Genomic DNA, 23,409 nt, shown 5'->3' with positions numbered 1-23,409 from the left:
GAATACTCGTCCTAGAAAAGCGTTAGATTGGCTTACACCATTAGAGAAATTTGCTCAGCTTGTTGATTATCATAAGACTTTTCAAACTGTCGCACCTCATGTTTGAATTCGCCCAGCCATTACTTCTTATGTTGGTTAAGGACAAAGAAAATGCGTCGTCATAATTTAATGATAGCAATGATTGCTGCAACAGCGACTTTAGGGACAACAGCTGCTCAAGCTGATTTTATTGACGACAGTAACGTTCAATTAAAATTTAAGAATTTTTATTTAGAACGTAATTATGATAATGAATCTCAAAAAAACTATGGTAACTGGACGCAAGCGGTAACACTAGATGCTAAGTCTGGTTATCACGATATCGGTGGTGGGGTTCAGGTAGGTGCCGATGTATTAGCACAATATGCCGTAGGTTTGAAATCTCCTGATAATGTGAATGATATTCACATGCCATATAGCAACAAAGATCAGAAGACTGAACGTGATAATGCCAAGTTGGGCATAACCTTAAAAGCAAAAGTTGGTCAAACTGAATTGAAAGTAGGTGACTTACAACCCATGTCACCAGTGGTGTTCTTTGATCCATCTCGTCAATTGCTAACGACCTATAGTGGCGCATGGTTAGAATCTAAAGATATCAAAGACACTAAACTGACCTTGGCTTATATTGATGGTATTAATGCGCGTTATGATAATCAATATCAAAATTTAACGCTGTTCCCGCAAAATGATTTTGCTAAAGCTGAAGCTGCAGGTCTATCCACTGATGACGGTATGTATATCGTAGGAATCGACCATCAATTCACACCTAAATTTACTGGTAGCTATTGGTATGCCGATGTGACCAATATCTATAAACAGCATTATGTAGCTACAGACTATAAAACAACTGTCGGTGAAAAGACTAAGCTCGATGGACACGTTCGCTACTTTGATAACAGTGAATCTGGTGACAAACTTTATGGCAATATCGATAGCCAGGCGGTTTCTGCAGGCCTAAAAGTAAATCAGGGTGCTCATACAGTTCATTTGGGCTATCAACAAATGTTTGGTGATCATGGTACGAGAGCCACTATGTTCCCGACTCTGGGCGGATGGGTTCCACAACCATATTTAGACAACTGGTCTGTAGCAAGTTTTATTCGTAAAGACGAAAAATCATGGAGTCTCGGTTATACCTATGACTTCTCAGAGCTGGGTGCGAAAGGTTTAACTGCAACTTTACGTCATTTTGAAGGATGGGACGTAGATAATGGTGCTGGCAATGAGCGTGGTAGGGAAGATGAAAACAATGTAATTGTTAATTATGTTGTTCCTGAAGGTAAATTAAAAGGCTTAGGTCTCCAATACATGTTCATCGATACCAACTATGACAATATTGCAGGTGGCTTTGATTTGCAGGAACATCGTATTGCAACAACTTATACCTATAAATTCTAAAATTGAGAATTTAAAAGAGCGGTATACCAATACCGCTCTTTTTTATGTCATTTTGAAATTTAAAACCCGAATATTTATAAGGAATTATTTTAAAAATAGTTATACAAAACAATATCTTAAATTATATATTTTTTATAGTATGCAATCGTAATTTTGTATCAGTTGAGCTGTGCTAAGCGGTTAATATAAAGCTGTAAAAATTCATTTTTTAAAGAGTCAACTTGCCGTCGACCTCTGAATAGATGGACACGCAAGCTAAAGACTGTACGAGGAATCAACATGAGCACTGTTCAAATCCCTGATTATAAAACAGATCCATTCTTTGGCTTAGAAGACAAATGGATTGAAACTGCAGAAGGTGAGTTGACTCACTACCACGAAATTGGTGAAGGTACACCAATTCTATTCCTTCATGGTTCTGGTACTGGCGTATCTGCTGCTGCAAACTGGTGGTTGAACCTGCCTGCAATTGGTGAGCAAGCACGTTGTATCGCAATTGACACGATTGGTTATGGTCAAACTGTTGTTGCACCTAACACTGCTTATGGTATCCGTGCCTGGGTTGATCACGCGATCCGTACTCTAGATGCTCTTGGCATTGAAAAAACCTGGTTGGTAGGTAACTCTTTAGGTGGCTGGTTGGCATTCCAATTGGCACTGGATTATCCAGAGCGTGTTTTAGGTATTGTATCTATGGGTACCGGCGGTGCAAAACAGACTGCTGCACTGAAAGCACATGCAAATCCAGTATTGACCGAAGAAGGTATCAAAAAGACACTTTCTATGTTCGTTGTGAACAAAGACCTGATTACTGATGAATTGGTGAAAGTACGTTTTGCTTCTGCTGCAAATGACTATGCATCAAACCGTTTGATGGATGTTGTAGGGGCACGTGACCGTGACCGTTTCGAATTCCCGTTAGACTTCGAAAAGATGAAAGACATCACTGTTCCTGTACTTTTGATTCACGGTACTCAAGACGTGGTGATTCCAGTTTCTCGTACTTGGGACATCCTGAACATCGTGCCAAATGCTGATGCACATATTTTCAGCCAATGTGGCCACTGGTCTCAAGTTGAAAAAGCAGATGAGTTCAATACTGTCATTAAAAACTACCTGGCTGTTCACGGCGTAAAATAAGTCGTAGCTCGGTGAAAAAGGATGGCTGAAGCCATCCTTTTTTTATACTTAAAAAGATAAAATTAAATGCATTCAATGAGGGTGATTCTCATTAACCACTGATTTAGATTTAAACATAATTTGCACAATATCTTTGGCGTCTAAATCCTTTTTTCTTACCCTTAAAATCGCATTAGACTTAAGTTGTAAAAGCAGGGGGTGGTTTGAGTATTAAATAATCAATTTGGAAATTTTGATAGATTTTTTTAATACAGCAGTTGGCTGAAATATAGATTAAAACGTTAAATACAGATGTTTCTGTTTGATTAAAAAATACACATTTGAATTGGGGGAATAAAAAACGCGCCTCTGAGCTTGTCAGTAAGCGCGTCGGGATTAAGCTAAAGGCTTATTTTTACTGATCGCGATTAATATCGAGATAGAATACACGTGTCAGTAATTCAAGGAATTTCTTCACTGCAACCGAATTGCCATCTTTACGGTAGCTGACATACAGATCCAGATAAGGCAGTTCAACGTCTAAGGGACGAATCACCGTATTGTTCATGGTCAGTGGCGCGATATAGCCTGGCAGAATAGTACAACCTAAACCAATCCCGATCGAGTTGATGTTAAACAGAATATTGTCTGCTTTCTGCACAATATTAAATTCAATACCATTGGCTTTAGCGAAGTCCAGGATAGCATTGTGCAGCGTCAATGACTGTTCTGCTGAAGGAATAATAAAATCAATGCCATTGAGGGCTTTCACCGGAATACGGTCATATTTCGCAAGTGGATGATCTTTCGGAAGAATAAAGATTAACGGTTCACGAATGACAAACTGGCTTTCAATCTCGTCACTGTTGAAGTTATGACGGGTAAAGGTCAGATCTAGCTCACCTTTTTTGAGCAGTTTCATCTGTTCAGTGTTATTCAGGCTGAGCAGTTCAATTTTCAGGTCTGGATTTTGAACGCGCAGATTTGGCAGCACATAAGGGAAGATTTTCATCTCTGCTACAGGAACGAAACCAATGCGCAGCATCTGCTGCTTGGCTTGTGATACCTGGCGTGCCATGGCAATCGCTTTATCTGCTTGAGCCAGCGTCAGGCGTGCCTGTTCAAGGAATACAGCACCTTCCTCAGTGAGTTCGACTTTACGCTTAGTACGGTTGAGTAGCTTTACGCCGACATCTTCTTCCAGGTCTTTGATTTGCTGACTCAAAGAAGGCTGTGCCGTATAAAGTTTGAGTGCCGCCTTGCTAAAGTTCAGTTCTTCAGCAACGGTAATAAAGTAACGAAGATGTCGTAATTCCATAAAACTAGCCCGCCGAGTAATCCAAAAAATGTATTACTATAATTTTCAGGCAGTATAGTGCATAAGCAACTATATGGTGAAGCTTATTTTACCATTCACAAAGTAAATGAATGTGTCGTAAAAAAAGTGTTTTAATGGAGAATATCGCCAAGTGATTAATTGGTGAAATCTATTAATCAAAACAAAAAAAATATTTCCGCAAATTCACTCAAAAATCCATCATCGTTGAAAAGTTGAGTCTATTACTTTGTGCCATATCTGGTCACAGGAGAGCTTTTCATGAGTGGAAAAATTGATGTGCGCGAAATCGACGCTTTAGTCGATGCACAAAATGGACGTATCACGCCATCTATCTATACAGATCCTGACATTTACGAATTAGAACTTGAACGTGTCTTCGGTCGTACATGGTTGTTCCTTTGCCATGAAAGCCAGATTCCTAAGGCCGGTGACTTCTTCAATACCTATATGGGTGAAGATCCAATCATCGTGGCACGTCAAAAAGACGGCTCAATCAAAGCATTCTTAAACCAGTGCCGTCACCGTTCTATGCGTGTGAGCTTTGCTGACTGTGGTAATACACGTGCATTCACTTGCCCGTACCACGGCTGGTCATACGGTATTGACGGTTCTCTAAAAGACATTCCGCTTGAAGATCGTGCTTACCCACATGGTGCATGTAAAGAGCAATGGGGTCTGGTAGAAGTTAACCGCGTTAAATCATACAAAGGCCTGATCTTCGGATGCTGGGATGAAACTACGCCAGATCTAGAAGAATACATGGGCGATATCGCTTGGTACCTGGACGGTGTTGTCGATCGTCGTGAAGGCGGTACTGTGATTGTGGGTGGTGTACACAAATGGGAAATCGAGTGTAACTGGAAATTTGCCGCTGAACAGTTCGCATCTGACCAATATCACGCGTTGTTCTCTCACGCATCTGCAATTCAGGTGCTTGGTGCGAAACCAGACGACGAATCTTCTAAGAAATTAGGTGCTGCACAAACTGCTCGTCCAGTTTGGGAAACTGCGAAAGACGCGATCCAATACGGTTCACGTGGTCACGGTTCAGGCTTCTTCTTCACAGAGAAACCAGATGCAAACGTATGGGTTGATGGTGAAGTTGCAAACTACTTCCGCGAAACTTACGAAGAAGTGAAAGAACGCCTAGGTGAAACTCGTGCGCTTCGTTTAGCGGGTCATAACACCATGTTCCCTACATTGTCTTGGTTGAACGGTACTGCGACTCTTCGTGTATGGCACCCACGTGGTCCAAACAAAACTGAAGTTTGGGCATTTTGTATCTGTGATGCGGACGCGCCAGAAGATGTACAAGCAGCATTTGAACGTTCTGCAACTCGTGCCTTCGGTCCTGCTGGTTTCCTAGAGCAAGATGACTCTGAAAACTGGATCGAAATCCAAAAAGTTTTACGTGGTTACAAAGCGCGTCAAAACAAACTCATTATGGAAATGGGTAAAGGTAACGAGAAAGTACGTGAAGATGGTATCCCGGGTATCACTAACTATATTTTCTCTGAAACTGCAGCACGTGGTATGTACCGCCGTTGGGCAGATTTATTGATTCATGAAAAATGGGAAGACGTTGAAGCTGCGGCTGACGAATATGAGAAGGAGCTTATGAAATGAGTCAAATCAGTTTAGAACTTCATCACCAAATTAGTCAGTTCCTGTATCAAGAAGCCAAGCTTCTTGATGACTGGAAATTCCGCGAATGGTTAGACACGCTAGCTGAAGATATTTCTTACACGCTACGTACTACACCAAACGCTCAAACGCGTGACCGTCGTCGTTCAGTTGAACCACCTACTACCTGGGTATTCAACGATACGAAAGATCTTCTGGAACGTCGTGTTGCACGTCTGGAAACTGGTATGGCTTGGGCTGAAGAGCCTCCATCACGTACCACTCACATGGTGAGTAACGTGATTGTTGAGCCGACTGAAGTTGAAGGCGAATACGATGTATACGTGACATACCTACTGTACCGTACCCAGAAAGAGAAAGACGTTACGATTTACTGTGGTAAACGTCATGACAAGATCCGCAAAGTTGAAGGCGGCCTGGGCTTCCAGATCTTCAACCGTAAGATCACGCTTGACCAAGTTACCTATAACTCACATAACCTGAGTGTGTTCTTCTAATGAATAAGATTTTTGTTTGCCAAGTTGACGAATTAGACGAAGGCGAAGCGTTAAAAGTGGATTGCGGCGTAAACGGTATCGAAGCGCTTGCAGTATTCAACAACGGTGGCGAATTCTTCGCAATGAACGACCGCTGTTCACACGGTAATGCTTCTATGTCTGAAGGCTACCTTGAAGACGATGGTACAGTGGAATGTCCACTTCACGCAGCTCGCTTCTGTTTGAAAACAGGTCAGGCACTTTGCTTACCAGCAACTGACCCAATTCAAACATTCCCAGTTGTACTTGAAGATGGTGCGTTATACGTAGAGATGGCAGGAGAGTAATCATGGGTTGGCTACAAGGCGAAGTTGCACTGATCACTGGTGGTGGTTCAGGTCTCGGTTGGGCACTGGTAGAACGTTTCCTGGAAGAGGGCGCACAAGTGGCCGTTCTTCAACGTTCACAGTCTAAAGTCGATGCACTGAACGCACATTTTGGTGACCGCGTGCTGGCAATCGCAGGTGATGTGGCCAGCTATGAAGACAACGTCCGCGCTGTTAAAGCGACTGTAGAGCGTTACGGTAAACTCGACTGTTTCGTGGGTAATGCCGGTATCTGGGATCACTATGCCGATATCGTCAATACTTCAGGTGAGCAGCTGGAAAAAGCCTTTGATGAGATTATGGGGATTAATACCAAATCTCTGATCCTCGGTGCGAAAGCTGCACTTGATGAGCTCGTGAAATCTGAAGGTTCGATCATTTTCACACTGTCAAATTCTGCACTTTATTCTGCAGGTGGCGGTCCGGTTTACACAGCATCGAAACATGCCGGTGTAGGCATTATGAAAGAACTGGCTTACGAGCTTGCGCCTAAAGTCCGAGTTAATGCCGTTGCGCCATCAGGTATGAATGTGAACATCAAAGGTGCTGCATCTTTGGGTCAGGAAAATCTTGGCCTGCTCGATGCACGTGATCCTGAGAAAATCGCCCGTGGCATGCCACTGAATTTCTTACCTGAGCCGGAAGATATGACAGGTTCATATGTGCTCTTGGCATCTCGTCAAAATAACCGTCCTTTGACTGGCGTTCTGATCAATGCAGAATGCGGTCTGGGTATTCGCGGCTTACGTCAGCCACGTGCCGGTTTCTTTGACGAATAAAAATCTAGTCTGAAATGGACTTTTCGGCAGCCTGTTCTTGGCTGCCTTCCTTTTAAGGAGTCTCTCATGGCCGTTAAACTTATTTGTGCGTCGCACAGTCCTTTAATGGAATTTGCTTCACCGCAGGAAAAACGCAAAGAACAGGCTGTTCGTGAAGCGTTTGAAAAACTGTCTGCTGAAGTAAAAGCTTACGACCCAACCCTGATCATTACCTTTGGTCCTGACCATTTCAATGGTTTCTTCTATGACCTGATGCCAAGCTTCTGTGTGGGCATTCGCGCGACTGCTGCAGGTGACTGGGACTATGGTAAAGACAATGCACACATTGATGTACCAGAAGACAAAGCACTGGGCTTAGTGCGTCGTGTACTCGATGAGGGCGTGGACGTTGCGTATTCTTACCGTATGCAAGCTGACCATGGTGTGACTCAGCCATTGCACTTCCTGTGCGACGGCAAACTTGATCGTTATCCAACGATTCCAATTTTCATTAATGGCGCTGCAGCACCGATGCCAACTACGAAGCGTACCATCGCTTTAGGCCGTGCTGTAGGTCAGTTCATCAAATCTCTGAACCTTGAAAATGAGCGTGTACTTGTCCTAGGTACAGGTGGTCTGTCACACGATCCACCAACTCCGCAAATGGGTTCTGTACCACCAGAAGTGGAAGAGTTCCTGATTGCAGGTCGTAACCCGACACCTGAAGCACGTAACGCGCGTCAGTCAAAAATTATTGCAGTGGGCCAGAAACTGGCAGCGGGCGATACCTCTGTTGCAGTTCCTCTGAATGCTGAATGGGATATCGCATTGCTTGAAAAATTCAAGAATGCCGACTTCGCTGCACTAGAAGCCATGACTGAAGCTGAAATCCGCCGTGATGGTGGCCGTGGTGGTCAGGAAGTCCGTTCGTGGATGGCGGCATTTGCTGCTTTAAGCGAAATGGGCGAGTACGAAATGACAACGCACTGTTATGAAGAAATCAGTGAATGGATTGCGGGCTTCGGCATCGTATCTGCAGAGTTAAAAGGTTAAAGACATGAGCAACATCGAAACCATCGTAATTGTAGGTGCTGGCCAGGCAGGTGCAAGCGCGATCTTAGAACTTCGTGGCAACAAATACGAAGGTAAAATTATTCTGATCGGTGATGAAACGCATCTTCCTTATGAGCGTCCACCACTGTCTAAAGACGTGATTCTAAAACCTGAAGAGACCAAGATTGAAATCCTGTCAGAAGAAAAACTGGCGGAACTTGGTGTAGAAACCATTCGTGGCAATGGCGTGAAAAAAATCAACGCTGAAGCGAAAACGGTTGAACTTCAAAATGGTGACGTTGTTGCTTATGACAAACTGTTGCTTGCTACAGGCGGCGCAGCTCGTCGTCTGCCGAACTTCGATGCGCTGGGTAAACATGTTTATACGCTACGTAACCTAGAAGATTCACAAGCACTGGTTCCAGTATTGCAATCAGGCCGTCGTATTGTCCTGATTGGTGGTGGCGTGATCGGTCTGGAACTGGCTTCTTCAGCACGTTTCAAAGAGTGTCAGGTAACTGTGATCGAAATGGGTCCTATGGTGATGGGCCGTTGTTCACCTCGTATCCTGAGCGAATTCCTGCTTGAACAACAACGTTTGGCAGGGATCGACGTTCGTCTGGAAACCAAAATTGCAGATTGCAAACTGGATGGTGAAGAAGTGGTGATTACCCTTGAGGGTGGTGAAGAGCTTCGTGCTGATGCTGTAGTTTATGGTATTGGTATCGTGCCAAATGCACAATTGGCTGTAGAAGCTGGCCTGGATGTTGATTTCGCGATTAAAGTGAATGAAAACTGCCAGACTTCAAATGCAGACATTTATGCAGCGGGTGATGTGGCAACTCAACTTCGTAACTGCGGTAACCACCGTCGTGTAGAAACCTGGGAAAATGCCAATCTTCAAGCAGGTATTTTTGCACGTCATGTGATGGGTGTTGAGCATCCTACGCCAAACCCAGCATGGTTCTGGACAGACCAGCTCGACATTAACTACCAATTCGTAGGTGATATGGCTGCAGCTGAATGGCATGTTCGTGGTGAAATCAAACCTGAACTTCGTGGTGAATCATCATTTGTCTTGTTTGGTGTGACTGATGGTGTGATCGTAGGTGGTATTACGGTCAATGCTGCGAAAGAAATGCGTCACCTGAAAAAGTTGATCAGCAAGCAAGCTGCATTTGAAGCTGATAAGTATTTGGATCTGAGTCAAGATCTTCGTAAGCTTGTGAAATAACTTTGCGTTATTATGAGTTTACAAAAGGGCAGACCTTGGGCAACCTAGGTCTGCTTTTTTATGCACTTTACTTTGTTGTCACGACCTTAGTTGTCATTATATTTGAGTAAAGTTTGCGTATAGGTGATTTTTACTTTTAAAAGATTAAAAGTAACAAAAATCTTTTGATCGTTTGAGGGTATATCCCTATACCCCAAACGATCCAGCGGCATCCCTGCCGCTCCCCGTATTGTTGAATGCAGATTTGAACATAAATTTGGTTCGATTCTGTCTAATACATTTTTATTGAGCAGTTTATGAGTTCAAATTCATCATCTCCCATGATCGTCACCGCAAGTATTTATGCTCTGCTGGTACTCATTTGGGCAGCGACGCCACTTGCGATTGTCTGGAGTGTGGCGGAAGTGCATCCCATGTGGGTGCTGATCATCCGTTATTTTGGTGCGTCCCTGATTGCCTTAGCCCTACTTAAAATCATGCGTGATCCGCTGCCATTTGACGCAGTGTCCATGAAAAGTTATTTGGCAGGTAGCTTGAACTTGATTGGCGCACAGCTGTTTATTTATCTTGCTGCCAATTACTTAACTTCAGGTTTGATGGCATTAATTTTTGGCTTGTCACCGCTGATTGCGGGTTTAATCGGTCATGTGATTTTAAAGACTCATAAATTGGTGTGGTTGCAATGGCTCGGTATGGCGGTTGCGGTGAGTGGCTTAACGTTTGTATTTGCCGACTCTGCTGAAAGCAATGTGAATCCTTGGGGCGTGGTACTGATGGTGATTAGTATGATCTCTTATATCAGCTCCATTTTTTGGGTCAAACAAATTAATGCACCACTGAAACCAATGTCACAAGCCACGGGTTCTCTGATTGTTTCAGCGCTAGGTTCCTTGGCATTGATTCCCTTTATTTGGCAACATTTTCCGACTCAAATACCAAGTACCAATGCCATCATTGGGTTTGTCTTTACTATGATTTTGTCGTCCATTGTGGCAATGCTGTGCTACTTCTGGCTCATTCGTCGTTTGGCAGCGTCGACAGTGTCTTTAAGCAATGTGATGACACCTGTGATTGCGTTGGTCTTGGGAGCAACTTTAAATAATGAACACATTAGCCCAAATGCCTTTATTGGCATTGTGATCGTGATGTTTGGAATTGTGATGTATTTCTGGAAGGAATGGCGCGAGCAGTATTTTTCTAAATCCTAAACTGTATTATTCAAATTAAAAAAATATTTAGAAAGGAAGCCAGGGCTTCCTTTCTGGTTTTTGATGCAGAACCGGGTAGGGATGTCTTTTCTATCCCTTTCAGAACGGCAGATGAGCTCAAATCCAGGCTTTAAGTCAAAGATAGTCGCATCAGATACAATAAACAGTATTTCCCGCATTGTTCAGTAATGTGCATCAAACCCAAAATTTGCTGCTGATGTTCCACATGGAACAGTTGCACCTGCTGCACATCCTCATAGTCAATAATCTAATGACAGATCCTCAGGACCTATACGTCATTCAGCAAATGAGGCGAAAACATACTGATTATGCTCACACTTCCAGTCAAAAAGTGTGCTGATCAGTACAGATGATAAACATTGTAAGGATAAAGATTCTTGGAAAAAATGAGAACAACAAAATGATAAACAATTTATGCCGGCAGTTTATTAAGATGCAATTAGATAAAATGAAAAATCAAATAGATCCATCTGTTTGACAATAAAAACCAGGACAAATTTGCATGTCGTCTGAATCTAATAAAATTGTGGTGTATGCTGCGCTGCTTGGCAATCTGGCAATCGCACTGGTTAAATTTGTCGCGGCCTATATTACCAATAGTTCTGCCATGTTGAGTGAAGCTATTCATTCGGTAGTGGATACCCTGAATGAAATTCTGCTGCTGCACGGTATGAAAAAATCTCAAAAACGCCCCGATGCATTGCATCCCTTTGGCTATGGTCGTGAGCTATATTTCTGGGCCTTTATTGTCGCCTTAATGGTCTTTGCTTTGGGCGCCATTGTATCAATCTATCAGGGTATCCAGCACATTATCCACCCTGAAGAAATGCGGGACCCGATGATTAACTATATTGTGCTCGGTATTGCCATTCTATGTGAAGGTTTTTCATGGTTTCTCGCATTGAAAACATTCCGAAAAATGAAAGGGAAAATGGGCTATTTTGAAGCCTTTAGACGCAGCAAAGACCCAACAACCTTTACCGTGTTATTTGAAGATACAGCTGCATTGATCGGTCTGTTTATTGCCTTGACCGGTATCTTCCTGGCACATCAACTGAATATTCCTGAGCTGGATGGCGCAGCTTCAATTCTGATTGGTGTTGTGCTGGCGGTATCGGCCTGGCTGTTGGCGCGTGAAACAAAAGGGCTGTTACTTGGTGAAACTGCCGATCCGAAACTGCGGGAAAATGTGCTGCTGATTGCGCAGGAGGATATCGCAGTGTTTAGTGCTAACGGAGTACTGACCGAACAGATCGGTGCACATCAGGTGATTGCTTCTTTAAGCCTGGAGTTTATGGATAATCTGAATTCGGATGAAATTGAAGCCTGCGTCAACCGGATCGAAGCGCAGATCAAACAGATCCATCCGGAAATTATTACTCTGTTTGTGAAACCACAAACTCAGGCCGTCTGGCTGGAACGTACCCAGGGACGTGTATAAGAAGCTATTTTTTTAATTGATATGGATAGAAAATATCTTCAAATAGCAGTTTTTTCAACTGCATATTCAGATCACTGATTTAAATAGGCGCAGCGGCGTTTGCTTTTGCCAATAACATCCCTAAAGACAACAGTAAGCAGACGCAAAAGTGCGTCTTGAACTAAAAAATCTCAGGATTCAAATCAATCTTTGTAATGATTGATAGACTCATGTTGTCGCTGGAGCGCCTTTCTTACATCTATGTTCTATAACTTTAGTCGAATAACAGAAGCAATGTTGAAGATAGTTTAATTTTCATCAACTCACCAGTTCTCTGCAATTTCCCTTAGAAAATTGCAAAAAATAAATAAACAATAGATTTACAAGCTTTTAGATAGAAGAAAACGATGGTTTGTATTTATAAAAATTGTTTTAGCTTGTCACATAAAAGGGGTATGTTGAAGTAAATAAGATGTTTAAACAGTTCAGATCAAACAGACTTTATAAAGTTTTGGAGCTACAAAATGACACAAGATTTGCAAGCATCAGGCTGCCCATTTCATCAAAAACACGAAGGTACAGCGGCAAGCAATGCCAGCTCACACAATACGGACTGGTGGCCAAATGCGCTTAACCTCGACATTCTTTCTCAACACGATAGAAAAACCAATCCTTTTGATCCCGACTTTGATTATAAAGCAGCATTTAATTCCCTTGACCTTGAAGCAGTAAAACAAGATCTGCGTGAACTGATCACGACCAGCCAGGCATGGTGGCCAGCAGATTATGGCAGCTATATTGGTATGTTTGTTCGTACTGCCTGGCACTTGGCAGGTTCTTACCGTAAGCAGGATGGACGTGGTGGTGCCAATACGGGTAACCAGCGTTTTGCACCGTTGAACAGCTGGCCAGATAATGTCAATACCGATAAAGGCCGTCGTCTGTTATGGCCGATCAAGAAAAAATACGGTAACAAGCTCTCTTGGGGTGACCTGATTATCCTCGCAGGGACAGTGGCCTATGAAGTTGCAGGTTTGAAAATTTTCGGTTTTGCTGGTGGTCGTGAAGATATCTGGCATCCTGAAAAAGATGTGTACTGGGGGGATGAACGCCAATGGCTGGCACCGACCGAAAGTCGTTATGAAAATAACCAAGATCGTTCAACGCTAGAAAATCCTCTTGCTGCGGTGCAAATGGGTCTGATCTATGTCAATCCTGAAGGAGTGGATGGTGTACAGGATCCTTTACGTACGGCGCAGGATATGCGAGTCACTTTCGACCGTATGGGCATGAATGACGAAGAAACAGTTGCCTTGACCGCAGGTGGTCATACTGTAGGTAAGTCACACGGTAATGGTAAAGCAGATTTGCTTGGACCAGATGTTGAAAGCGCAGATATCGAATTTCAGGGCTTGGGCTGGCATAACCCGGAAGGGACTGGTAACGCGGCGAATACCATGGTCAGTGGTCTGGAAGGTGCCTGGACCACCAACCCAACCAAATGGGACAATGAATTCTTCTATCTATTGCTCAACTATGATTGGGAAAAAACTGTCAGCCCGGCAGGCGGGAAACAGTGGGAACCGATTAACATCAAGGAAGAAGACAAACCATTTGATGCACATGATACCAGTGTACGCCGTAATCCGATGATGACCGATGCTGATATGGCACTGAAAATTGATCCGGAATACCGTAAAATTTCAGAGCGTTTCTATCGTGATCCGGCCTACTTCTCTGAAGTGTTTGCACGCGCATGGTTTAAACTGACCCACCGTGATATGGGGCCAAAATCCCGTTATCTTGGCCCAGACGTACCGGCTGAAGATCTGATCTGGCAGGACCCAATTCCAAAAGTGGACTACACCTTGTCTGAGGCTGAAATTGAAGAACTCAAAGCAAAATTACTGATCAGTGGTTTAACCCCAACCGAACTGATCAATACGGCTTGGGATAGCGCACGTACTTACCGTGGTTCGGACTATCGTGGTGGTGCCAATGGAGCACGTATCCGTCTAGAGCCACAACGTCAATGGGAAGGGAATGAACCGGAACGTTTGAATAAAGTATTGAACAAACTTGAAGAGATTCAGGCGGGTCTTGAGAAGAAAGTCAGCATTGCCGATCTGATTGTATTGGGCGGTAGCGCAGCAATTGAACAGGCAGCCAAAGCAGCAGGGGTAAATATCAAGGTGCCATTTACACCGGGCCGTGGCGATGCATCTCAGGAACAGACAGATGCCTATTCATTTGAAGACCTGTTACCGAAATACGATGGTTTCCGTAACTGGCTAAAAGATGAATATGTGGTTCAGGCTGAAGAGCTGCTAGTCGATCGTGCACAACTGTTAGGGCTGACTGCACCTGAGATGACTGCGCTGGTTGGGGGTATGCGTGTACTCGGAACCAACTATGGTGGTGCGCCAGAAGGTGTCCTCACCAACAATGTTGGTGTCTTAAGCAATGACTTCTTTGTGAACCTGACGGATATGAACTATCAATGGAAAGCAACTGGCCGTAACCAGTATGACATTGTTGAACGTGCGACAGGTGTGAAGAAATGGACTGCAACACGTGTAGACCTGGTCTTTGGTTCGAATTCGATTCTTCGTGCTTATGCAGAAGTATATGCTCAGGATGACAATAAAGAAAAATTCGTGCGTGACTTTGTCAAGGCATGGGTCAAAGTTATGAATGCAGACCGTTTTGATGTGAAGCGATAATTTTTCGATCTTGAAATAGGAAACCGGTCGTAGGGCCGGTTTTTTATTGCCTGAATTTTTATTGGTTGATCAGCTCATAGAACGACTAGTCATGAAAAATAGATGGTCTTACTGAAAACTTAATAGGTATTCGCCACTTTTTCTCTATACTGGACTGAAAACCACACAACAAAAATTAAGATTAAGGAAGATAAGATGAACACATGGACAACCCATCAGATCAGCAATCAGTTTAATGAAAAACAGGACTATAACCTGTTTGCAACTGATACCACTTTGCAGGAAATTTTGCAGAGCTATGGTAGTCAGGATCAGACAATTTTAAATGAAATGGGGCAGGTGGTCGGTTCATCAGAATATTATCAATATGCCGATCTGGCAAACCGGCATACGCCTATTCTGCATGCTTTTGATGCCCGTGGTCGCCGTGGTGATTACATTGAATTCCATCCTGCATGGCATCAATGGATGCGCATCAATCGTCAATTTGATAGTCATGCACATCCTTTTAATCAGGCTGAATCAAAATCTAAATGGGTCGACTGGGCAGCACGGTTTTACCTGAGTGGACAGGTAGAATGTGGCAGTCTGTGCCCGACTTCGATGACCCTCGGCAGTATTCCCTTGATCCAGCGTGAACCGGAACTTTGGGCCAAAATCGGCGATAAATTATTATCTACTGAATACGATGAACGTGATCTGCCGATTGCCCAAAAAAAATCAATCTGGCTGGGTATGGGGATGACTGAAAAGCAGGGCGGTTCCGACGTTCGGGCGAATGAAACCTTTGCCGTGCCCATTGGTGAATCAGGTCGAGGGCAGGCTTATCTGCTGACCGGCCATAAATGGTTTTTTTCGGCACCGATGTGTGATGCTCATCTGGTGGTGGCGAAAACTGAACAGGATGGTCTGGCCTGTTTCTTTGTTCCACGTTGGCGTGAAGATGGAACCAAAAATAATATTCATGTACAGCGACTCAAAGACAAAGTTGGGAATCGTAGCAATTCCAGCTCGGAAGTCGAGTTTCAGGAAGCTTGGGGCATCATGATCGGTGAAGCAGGACGGGGTATCCCCACCATTATTGAAATGGCGAACTACACCCGTCTGACCTGCTCGGTTGGCAGTACTGCGATGTTACGTCAGGCGCTGGTGCAATGTCTGGCCTATACCCGACAGCGTAAGGCTTTTGGCAAGCATCTGGCAGCACAGCCCTTAATGCAGGCGGTGCTGGTTGATCTGGCACTGGAAACAGAAGCAGCGATGCAGTTGAGTTTCTATCTGGCTTCCTGTTATGAAAATGATGATGCCTTGTCACTGGCCTGGAAGCGAATTATGACCCCGGCTTCCAAGTTCTGGATCTGCAAACGTGCCGTAGAACTGACCGGTGAAACCATGGAAGTCTTTGGTGGTAATGGCTATGTCGATCATGGCATCATGGCACGAATTTTCAAAGAAGCGCCAGTGAATACCATTTGGGAAGGCTCAGGCAATGTCATGTGTCTGGATGTGCTGCGTGCCATTGGTCGTGAACCGGAATCGATTGAAATACTGTTTCAGGATCTGGCTGCTACTGCAATGCAGGATGAAAGACTGAAACAGGAACTTCAAACGCTGTTTAAACTGTTTCAGCAGCCTGCAGATGAACTGCAATTTATGGGGCGTAGTCTGGTCAGCCGCTTGACTCTTTTAGCTCAAGCTGTATTGTTAAAACGTCATGCATCTGAATTTATTTTTAATGCATTTATTCAGACCCGATACAGTGAGTTTCATGGGCGAGTAGTAGGTATGATGAGTGCCAAACAAGTAGATGTAGAGAGGATTTTGGAACGGGCTTTAGCTCAAGACTCATCTTCATAAAATATTAAAAAGGAGGAGAGAATAGCTTCTTGTTAAAGGTTATTCTCAAATCCTAAAAATATTGGAAACCACTTGAAATATACTGAATAGAGCGCAATATATGCACAGTGTCAATTCAGATGCTATGTCAAAAAACAGGTGAAAAGATGGCAAAGAAAAAGCAGCTACCAGAAGCAGTAATACATAACTTTGTGGCCAAACACATGCATGAGGTCAACAAAAGCCAAGTGTTTACAGACCGCAAAAAAGATGCAAAACGTGGCTATAGCAAGCACAAAAAAGGGAGATACTCAAATGACTATCTCCCTTTTTGTTTATGGCAGTTTTGCTAAATTTAGCAGCTTAAGCTCCCACGATTCGGGTCGCGCCTTTCACCATATCTCCCAGACCATGCGTGCGGAAATAATGTTCCATCCAGCTTTTTACGACCAGCGGATTATCCAGTTTTAGCACATGTTCCAATAAGTCCTGAGCATCCGGCATGGGTACATGACAAATCGTCTTACGCACCCGCAGAATATTACTTGAACTCATTGACAGGGTATTAAAGCCCATGGCCATCAGCAGTACAGCCGAAATCGGATCACCTGCCATTTCCCCGCATATACTGATCGGTTTTTCATTACGATGACAATCCTGTACCAAACGGGTCAGGGCACGTAAAACGGCAGGGTGCAAATGCGAATAAACGTTGGCGACACGCGGGTTATTACGATCCACTGCCAGTAAATATTGGGTCAAGTCATTAGAGCCGACCGAGAAGAAGTCGACAAATTCAGAAAATTCATCAATCTGATACAGGACACTCGGCACTTCTAGCATGATACCAATTTTAGGCTTGGTGATCTTGACCTGTTCTTCTTCCTGGACTGCAACCCAGTCACGTTCCAGCAAATATAGTGCTTCTTCTACTTCGCTGACACTGGTGATCATTGGTAGCAGGATATGTAGATTATTCAGTCCAATACTGGCTTTTAACATCGCACGAATTTGCGAAGAGAAAATTTCTGGATGATCGAGGGTAAAACGAATCCCGCGCCAGCCCAATGCCGAATTTTCTTCTTCAATCGAGAAATATGGCAGGTCTTTATCTGCCCCAATATCGAGGGTACGCATCACCACCGGTTTATTGGCGAAATGAGTAAGTTGCTGGCGGTAAATGGCACGCTGTTCTTCTTCACCCGGGAAGCGGTCGCGCAGCATAAAGGGAATTTCAGAACGGTATAAACCGACGCCTTTGGCACCGCGCTGTACACCGCGTACCACATCAATCATCAAGCCTGTATTCACGAACAAGCGTACAGCCACACCATCTGGGGTAATCGCATCCTTGGTTTCATACTGACGCAGATCTTTGGCGAGCTGTTCTTCTTCTTTCTGAATTTCTTTATAACGGGTACGCAGACGACGTGGCGGATTGATAAATACCCGACCCTGATGCGCATCAACAATCATTTCGACATCATCAAGGGTATTGATAGGTAATTCGGTCACACCCACTACGGTCGGAATACCGAGTGCACGCGCGACAATCACCATATGTGAATTCATTGCACCTTCAGTGGTGACAATCGCTGCAATTTTATCAACAGGTAATTCTACCAGCGCTGCGGTCGAGATTTCCTCGCCAATCAGGATGCTTTCATCGGTCAGTTCACGATGGCTTTCATCAGCTTCCTGTAATTTAGCCAGAATCCGGCGGCCTAAATCTTTCAGGTCAGCAACACGTTCACGTAAATAGTCATCTTCCATCTGGGCAAACTGCGCCACATGGTTTTCAATGACAATTCGTACCGCTCCTTGCGCCCAGTGACCTTCACGGATCAGTTCCTTGATTTCAGCCGGCAGGGCATTTTCGTCCAGCATACGCAGGAACACACTGAACAGTGCACGTTCCTCAGCCATGAGAGCATCCTGCATCTTGTCATCGAGAGACTGGATTTCCTCACGTACGGAATTTAGCGCGTTGTCGAGCAGGGCAAGTTCTTCGCTGATGTCATCCGCTTCACGATCCGGAACTGCTCCCAGATCTGCTGGCGGATAGAGGATCACGGCACGACCTAGAGCAATACCACCTGAACCTGATACGCCCTGGAAGGTTTTATAAGCAGGCAGATTGCTGGGCTTGCGGAACACATCAATATTGCCGACTGCATGGGCATGGGCAATTACACCAGAGAGCTGAGCACAGAGCGTCACTAAGAAGGATTCAGCAGCTTCTGAGAAATCCTGAGGTTCTTTATTCTGAACCACAAGAACGCCCATGACCTTACGGCGGTACATGACCGGAACGCCAAGGAAAGAATTATAAATTTCTTCCCCCGTTTCAGGTAAATACAAGAAACGCTCATGTTTCGGGGCATTGTCAAGGTTGACGATTTCCTCGCGCTGTCCGACCAGACCTACCAGACCTTCACCGGTTTGCAGCGACACATGGCCCACCGCTTCAGGTTTTAGGCCCTTAGATGCCATCAGTAGATAGCGCTGGTTGCGCTCATCCAGCAGATAAATGGAGCAGACGTCGACCTGCATCGCCTGGGCTACCTGATTAACCATAATGTCGAGTGATTCGTGCAAACTGGCTGACGCATTGATCTCTTGAACAATACGTCTCAGGGTCTCCAGTTGCATATTCGACATTCGCGCTGCTCCTTCGTAATTTAGGGTCCGGTATCTTCTTTATTTATAACAATAACTGCCTAAAAAATCTGCATATTTATGCAATTCTTAAGGTTTTTCCTTGGGAAGTTGCTGACACAGTTCTACCATGGCCTTGCGGTATACGTCACGTTTAAAATTCACGACCTGACCGAGCGGGTACCAGTAACTGACCCACTGCCATTGATCAAATTCGGGCGGGTCAGACAGATCAAGCTGAATGTTCTGTACTGACGCCGTCAATTTGAGTAAAAACCACTTTTGTTTCTGGCCGATACACACCGGATCTGAATCCGTACGAATGTACCGGTGTGGCAAACGATAACGCAGCCAGCCTTTGGTTTGCGCTATAATTTGGACATGTTCGGGCAGTAAGCCGACTTCTTCTCTCAGCTCACGATAGAGTGCCTGCTCAGGGGTTTCTCCATATTGGATACCTCCTTGTGGAAATTGCCATGCATTGTGTCCAATGCGCTTCGCCCATAAAACTTGTCCAGCATCGTTTGCCAAAATGATCCCGACATTCGGTCGGAAACCTTCAGAGTCGATCATTTGGCACCTAATATTGTGTAATTTATGCCTTTGCCCTCGGGGATTTTTATTTCTGTATCCAGCACGAAAAAAGCAAAGTTTAAAAATGTTAAAATTGCTATGATCTTAACGAATTTCTATCGACTAGCGGAGATAGATTTACAATTTTTTTCTTAAATTTCAGTTTTTACGAGTATTTTCATGAAATTGGCGCTATTTGATCTCGATCACACCTTGTTAAATACAGATTCGGATCATTCTTGGGGAGAGTTCTTGGTCAACGAGGGCCTGGTTGACCCTGTTCATCACCGTGCCATGAATGACAAGTTCTATGAAGATTATAAAAAAGGTCAGCTGGACCCCTATGCCTATAATGAATTTGTCTTTGAATTTTTAACCAAACATGACAATGATTATCTGATTGAACTACATCAACTCTTCATGCAAAAAGTCATTCGTCCGCAAATGCGTCCAGAAGGTTTTAAGGCAATTGAACGTCACCGTGAAGCAGGACATGAATTGGTCGGTATTACTGCAACTTCTGACTTTATTACTGCACCAATTTTTCGTGAATTTGGCATTACCGAAATTATCGCGACGAATGCTGAAATTGTTGATGGTAAATATACCGGTAAAGTGATCAATACTGCCTGTTACCAGAAAGGCAAACTGATTCGCCTGGAACAGTGGCTGGAAGGCCGTGATGTGACCGAGTCCTGGGCCTATTCGGATTCAATCAATGACCGCTTCTTGCTGGAACATGCTGATCACGCCATTGCAGTCAATCCGGATGATCGTTTAGAAGCACTGGCGAAAGAGCAGGGCTGGGAAATTCAGGACTGGTCGATTTAATCATCTGAAGCGTTCAAATCTGTGAAGCACAACTCAGGTTGTACTTTTTTATGTGCACAGATTCAAGGTGAAAAATAAACTATTGTCACATTAGCTCACTGCAGCTCATGCTAAGCTTAATTTGCATAATGAGAATAAGGGAAACTCAGAGGTAGTTGAAATGAATAAAGTACGACCACGCATGACGCACCTATTTGAACAGTTGGGCCTGGATGCCAGTGAGGAAGGAATTGCAACCTTCATTAACGATCATCAGCTGCATAAGGATTTTAATCTGCTGGATGCACCCTACTGGTCTGAGGCACAGCGCCAGTTTCTCGCTGAAAAGATTGCGTCTGATGGTGAATGGGCCATCGTGGTAGACCAACTGAATGAATCCCTGCATGAGGATGCGACCATCGAAATCTGAATGTATCTTAAAACCAAAAGCCAGTCCGATGACTGGCTTTTTATTTGATTTTGGCATCTTAACGTATGCGTTTCCATAAAGTGACCTGTGACAGGGTATGCTGATATTTACGCGCTGTTTCACGGATCACAAAAGGAACATCTATAGGTTCAGCCAGCATTTCAAAATGTGGACTCAATAATTCCTGTATTCCATCTAAGGTCGTAAAATTTTCTCCAGCCTGCTTAAAACCGCCTAACCATTCACTACGCGCGGTATGTTCATCCAGCCAGGTATAAGGTGAAGCCAGCATTAGAATGCCACCAATATTTAGTCGCTGATGAATCTCGTGCAAAAAGGCTTTAGGGTGGTGCAGCCGATCAATCAGATTGGCTGCCAGAATGAAATCGTATTCCTTAAATTGCGGTTTTAGATTGCAGGCATCCGCCTGATAAAACTCGACCTTGTGAGCAACCTGATCAAGTCCAGTCTCTTGCAGTGAACAGGATTTATATTCGACCAGTTCACCTTCAATCGGAATGGTATAACCTAAACTTTCACCTTGCGCTAAGGCTATACCTTGCTGAATAAAACGTGCCGAGAAATCTAGACCTGTTACCTGTGCAAAATGCTGCGCAAGTTCAAAGCTGGCGCGTCCTGTGGCACAGCCAAGATCGAGTGCTTTTTTTCTGGCAGTTTTTACAAAATAAGGCTCGGCGAGGATAATGAGAGACCTGGCAAAATTCGGAATGCCAAAATACTCCTGACCGTACTGAAATTCCAGATACTGCGAAATCAGTTCATCCGTCTGATAATGTGAATGATAGGGTGAAACTGGCTCATCTGACCCAGTCACATAGCGAAAACCAGCATGCTGGAAAAAGTGTCGTCTAAAGGCATAACGGGAACTATGCAGAGCTTCATTACCGCCTGAAATCCAGGAGCCGCCTTTAATCAGATTATGCCGATCATCGAAAGTTGGGGTACTAAAGTCATCATAAATTGGATGGACCTGAAAACCTTCAAAGGGATAGATTGCAGTTTCAGTCCATTGCCAGACATTGCCTTGTACATCATAAAACTCGCCTTGCTGGAACTGGTGTACCGGACAAGGATTGGGGGCGTGTTGCAAGGCAATATTGGCTTCTAAAGGCAGCGGTCGTTTAGGATTCAGTCCGACATGGTCATACAGCCGATACCATTCATCTTCGCTCGGCAAACGGATTGATTCACCGGTTTGTGCTGATTTCCAGTGACAGAAGGCTTTGGCTTCGTGGTAATTCACCTCGACTGGCCAATCCCACGGCATCGGAATTTCTTCCAGCATGATACGCAAATGCCAGCCATCCTCTTTTTTGATCCAGAAGCTTGGATGTTGCGCTTCAATAAATTCCAGCCAGGCTTTACCTTCTTCACTCCAGTATTCTGACTGCTGATAACCATCAGCTTCGACAAAGTTGAAAAATTCCTGATTGGACACCAGAAATTGTGATGCTTGAAACGCGTTGATTTCAGCTTCATGCAGACCGTATTCATTGTCCCAGCCATAATATGGATCAGTGAAATTTTTATTCAGTCGAACAGTTCCCGCAGGAACAGGAAGAAGCTGGTTTTCTGGTGCAGGGCCAGTCAGGATTCGGGCATGCCATAGTGGATGATTCTGCACATATTGCAGTTGATGTTGTCGAATCAATACCGACGAAGTTTCCAGGTGGATCCGTTCATGCTCAATACCCATCAGGATTGACCACCATGGATTCTGCCAGTTGAGGGGGAGTTCTAGAGGTGCATTTTCTATGATCTTCAGTACCAAGGCTCGTACCCGGTGCCGATACGCTTTTACTTCACTGACTTCAGGCCAGTCATAATTCTGTTCATCCAGATCGTCCCAGCTCATCTCATCTACACCGATGGCAAAGATACTTTCCATATGTGGATTCAGCTGTTCAGGAATCAGTTTGCTGAGCAGCAGTTTATTGACAAAAAAAGTAGCGGTATGACCGAAATAGAAAATCAGTGGATGACGCAGACTAATCGGTTTGACATAAAATGCTTCTTCATTGCGCAGACAGTCAAACAGGGATTCGTAGGTGTCAAAGGTATTCAGGAAATATTCACGAATCACATGGCGCGCTGTGGAAATGTCTTCAAAGTTTAAATTAGGTGTTGGAAGCAGGCGAATTTTGCCCTGTTGCCAAGGGCTGTCGTCTGCTAAATATGTAGGTGACTTACTATTTGGCTGGTTAGGTTTAAATAAGGTTGAATCGGGCTGCATCCATCAGACTCCATTAAGAATTTTAAA

General features: G+C 44.2%; 19 protein-coding genes and 1 pseudogene. 16 read left to right on the top strand and 4 right to left on the bottom strand.

Annotated elements, in window-relative coordinates; genetic code table 11:
* The 3 genes and pseudogenes from ACTJIX_RS04550 to ACTJIX_RS04540 all read left to right on the top strand — a co-directional run.
* Window positions 1-106, top strand: a pseudogene (locus tag ACTJIX_RS04550) (IS30 family transposase); the annotation flags it as partial.
* Window positions 107-150: 44 nt separating this feature from the next.
* Window positions 151-1,440 (top strand): OprD family outer membrane porin, encoded by a 1,290-nt coding sequence (locus ACTJIX_RS04545; protein WP_111810588.1) that lies wholly within the window; start codon window positions 151-153, stop codon window positions 1,438-1,440.
* A 279-nt stretch (window positions 1,441-1,719) separates the two neighbouring features.
* Complete coding sequence (locus ACTJIX_RS04540) at window positions 1,720-2,580, top strand: alpha/beta fold hydrolase (RefSeq protein ID WP_004813371.1); 861 nt, start codon at window positions 1,720-1,722, stop codon at window positions 2,578-2,580.
* A gap of 394 nt (window positions 2,581-2,974) precedes the next feature.
* Here the strand turns inward: ACTJIX_RS04540 and hcaR are convergent, their stop codons facing one another.
* Entirely contained in the window at window positions 2,975-3,877 is a 903-nt protein-coding gene (hcaR, locus tag ACTJIX_RS04535) for a DNA-binding transcriptional regulator HcaR (protein WP_004813369.1), read from the bottom strand.
* Window positions 3,878-4,156: 279 nt separating this feature from the next.
* On the opposite strand from hcaR, the gene hcaE reads away from it, so the two are divergent.
* The 11 genes from hcaE to ACTJIX_RS04480 all read left to right on the top strand — a co-directional run bounded on the left by hcaE (window position 4,157) and on the right by ACTJIX_RS04480 (window position 17,010).
* Window positions 4,157-5,524, top strand: coding sequence for a 3-phenylpropionate/cinnamic acid dioxygenase subunit alpha (gene hcaE / locus ACTJIX_RS04530; protein ID WP_004781815.1), 1,368 nt, complete (start codon window positions 4,157-4,159; stop codon window positions 5,522-5,524).
* A complete protein-coding gene (gene hcaF, locus ACTJIX_RS04525; protein WP_004781816.1) occupies window positions 5,521-6,039 on the top strand; it encodes a 3-phenylpropionate/cinnamic acid dioxygenase subunit beta in 519 nt (172 codons plus the stop codon). Before hcaE ends, hcaF begins: the two co-directional genes overlap by 4 nt.
* On the top strand, window positions 6,039-6,365 hold the full coding sequence (gene hcaC / locus ACTJIX_RS04520) for a 3-phenylpropionate/cinnamic acid dioxygenase ferredoxin subunit (protein WP_004781817.1): 327 nt from the start codon (window positions 6,039-6,041) through the stop codon (window positions 6,363-6,365). Before hcaF ends, hcaC begins: the two co-directional genes overlap by 1 nt.
* A 2-nt stretch (window positions 6,366-6,367) precedes the next feature.
* Entirely contained in the window at window positions 6,368-7,183 is an 816-nt protein-coding gene (gene hcaB / locus ACTJIX_RS04515) for a 3-phenylpropionate-dihydrodiol/cinnamic acid-dihydrodiol dehydrogenase (protein WP_004781818.1), read from the top strand.
* A 66-nt stretch (window positions 7,184-7,249) separates the two neighbouring features.
* Window positions 7,250-8,215 carry a 3-carboxyethylcatechol 2,3-dioxygenase gene (locus ACTJIX_RS04510; protein ID WP_004781819.1) on the top strand — a complete coding sequence of 322 codons (966 nt, stop codon included), beginning with the start codon at window positions 7,250-7,252 and terminating at the stop codon, window positions 8,213-8,215.
* A gap of 4 nt (window positions 8,216-8,219) precedes the next feature.
* A complete protein-coding gene (gene hcaD, locus ACTJIX_RS04505; RefSeq protein ID WP_440611231.1) occupies window positions 8,220-9,449 on the top strand; it encodes a 3-phenylpropionate/cinnamic acid dioxygenase ferredoxin--NAD(+) reductase subunit in 1,230 nt (409 codons plus the stop codon).
* Window positions 9,450-9,745: 296 nt separating this feature from the next.
* Window positions 9,746-10,657, top strand: coding sequence for a DMT family transporter (locus ACTJIX_RS04500; protein ID WP_440611230.1), 912 nt, complete (start codon window positions 9,746-9,748; stop codon window positions 10,655-10,657).
* A 523-nt stretch (window positions 10,658-11,180) separates the two neighbouring features.
* On the top strand, window positions 11,181-12,119 hold the full coding sequence (locus ACTJIX_RS04495) for a cation diffusion facilitator family transporter (RefSeq protein WP_440611229.1): 939 nt from the start codon (window positions 11,181-11,183) through the stop codon (window positions 12,117-12,119).
* 503 nt (window positions 12,120-12,622) lie between these two features.
* The gene (gene katG / locus ACTJIX_RS04490; RefSeq protein WP_325776761.1) at window positions 12,623-14,821 is read left to right on the top strand and encodes a catalase/peroxidase HPI; all 2,199 of its coding nucleotides are present in this window, start codon (window positions 12,623-12,625) and stop codon (window positions 14,819-14,821) included.
* A gap of 195 nt (window positions 14,822-15,016) precedes the next feature.
* The gene (locus ACTJIX_RS04485; protein ID WP_440611228.1) at window positions 15,017-16,678 is read left to right on the top strand and encodes an acyl-CoA dehydrogenase family protein; all 1,662 of its coding nucleotides are present in this window, start codon (window positions 15,017-15,019) and stop codon (window positions 16,676-16,678) included.
* A 146-nt stretch (window positions 16,679-16,824) separates the two neighbouring features.
* Window positions 16,825-17,010: a DUF7230 family protein gene (locus ACTJIX_RS04480; protein WP_017401511.1), complete on the top strand. Its 186-nt coding sequence runs from the start codon at window positions 16,825-16,827 to the stop codon at window positions 17,008-17,010.
* A 10-nt stretch (window positions 17,011-17,020) separates the two neighbouring features.
* Here ACTJIX_RS04480 and ptsP read toward each other — a convergent pair whose 3' ends face one another.
* Window positions 17,021-19,318 (bottom strand): phosphoenolpyruvate--protein phosphotransferase, encoded by a 2,298-nt coding sequence (gene ptsP, locus ACTJIX_RS04475; RefSeq protein ID WP_004813340.1) that lies wholly within the window; start codon window positions 19,316-19,318, stop codon window positions 17,021-17,023.
* Window positions 19,319-19,405: 87 nt separating this feature from the next.
* Window positions 19,406-19,888 (bottom strand): RNA pyrophosphohydrolase, encoded by a 483-nt coding sequence (locus ACTJIX_RS04470; RefSeq protein ID WP_004813339.1) that lies wholly within the window; start codon window positions 19,886-19,888, stop codon window positions 19,406-19,408.
* Between the two features lie 180 nt (window positions 19,889-20,068).
* Here ACTJIX_RS04470 and ACTJIX_RS04465 point away from each other — a divergent pair, with 180 nt between their 5' ends.
* Together ACTJIX_RS04465 and ACTJIX_RS04460 are read left to right on the top strand one after the other, a co-directional pair.
* A complete protein-coding gene (locus ACTJIX_RS04465; RefSeq protein ID WP_004813338.1) occupies window positions 20,069-20,719 on the top strand; it encodes an HAD family hydrolase in 651 nt (216 codons plus the stop codon).
* A gap of 160 nt (window positions 20,720-20,879) precedes the next feature.
* Window positions 20,880-21,128, top strand: coding sequence for a DUF2789 family protein (locus ACTJIX_RS04460; RefSeq protein WP_004813337.1), 249 nt, complete (start codon window positions 20,880-20,882; stop codon window positions 21,126-21,128).
* Window positions 21,129-21,186: 58 nt separating this feature from the next.
* Here the strand turns inward: ACTJIX_RS04460 and ovoA are convergent, their stop codons facing one another.
* Window positions 21,187-23,382 carry a 5-histidylcysteine sulfoxide synthase gene (gene ovoA / locus ACTJIX_RS04455; protein WP_440611227.1) on the bottom strand — a complete coding sequence of 732 codons (2,196 nt, stop codon included), beginning with the start codon at window positions 23,380-23,382 and terminating at the stop codon, window positions 21,187-21,189.
* Window positions 23,383-23,409: the final 27 nt, after the last annotated feature.

The sequence above is a fragment of the Acinetobacter sp. 22323 genome, from assembly GCF_052044895.1.
GTDB lineage: Bacteria > Pseudomonadota > Gammaproteobacteria > Pseudomonadales > Moraxellaceae > Acinetobacter > Acinetobacter schindleri.
This window is presented reverse-complemented; position numbering and strand designations above follow the sequence as displayed.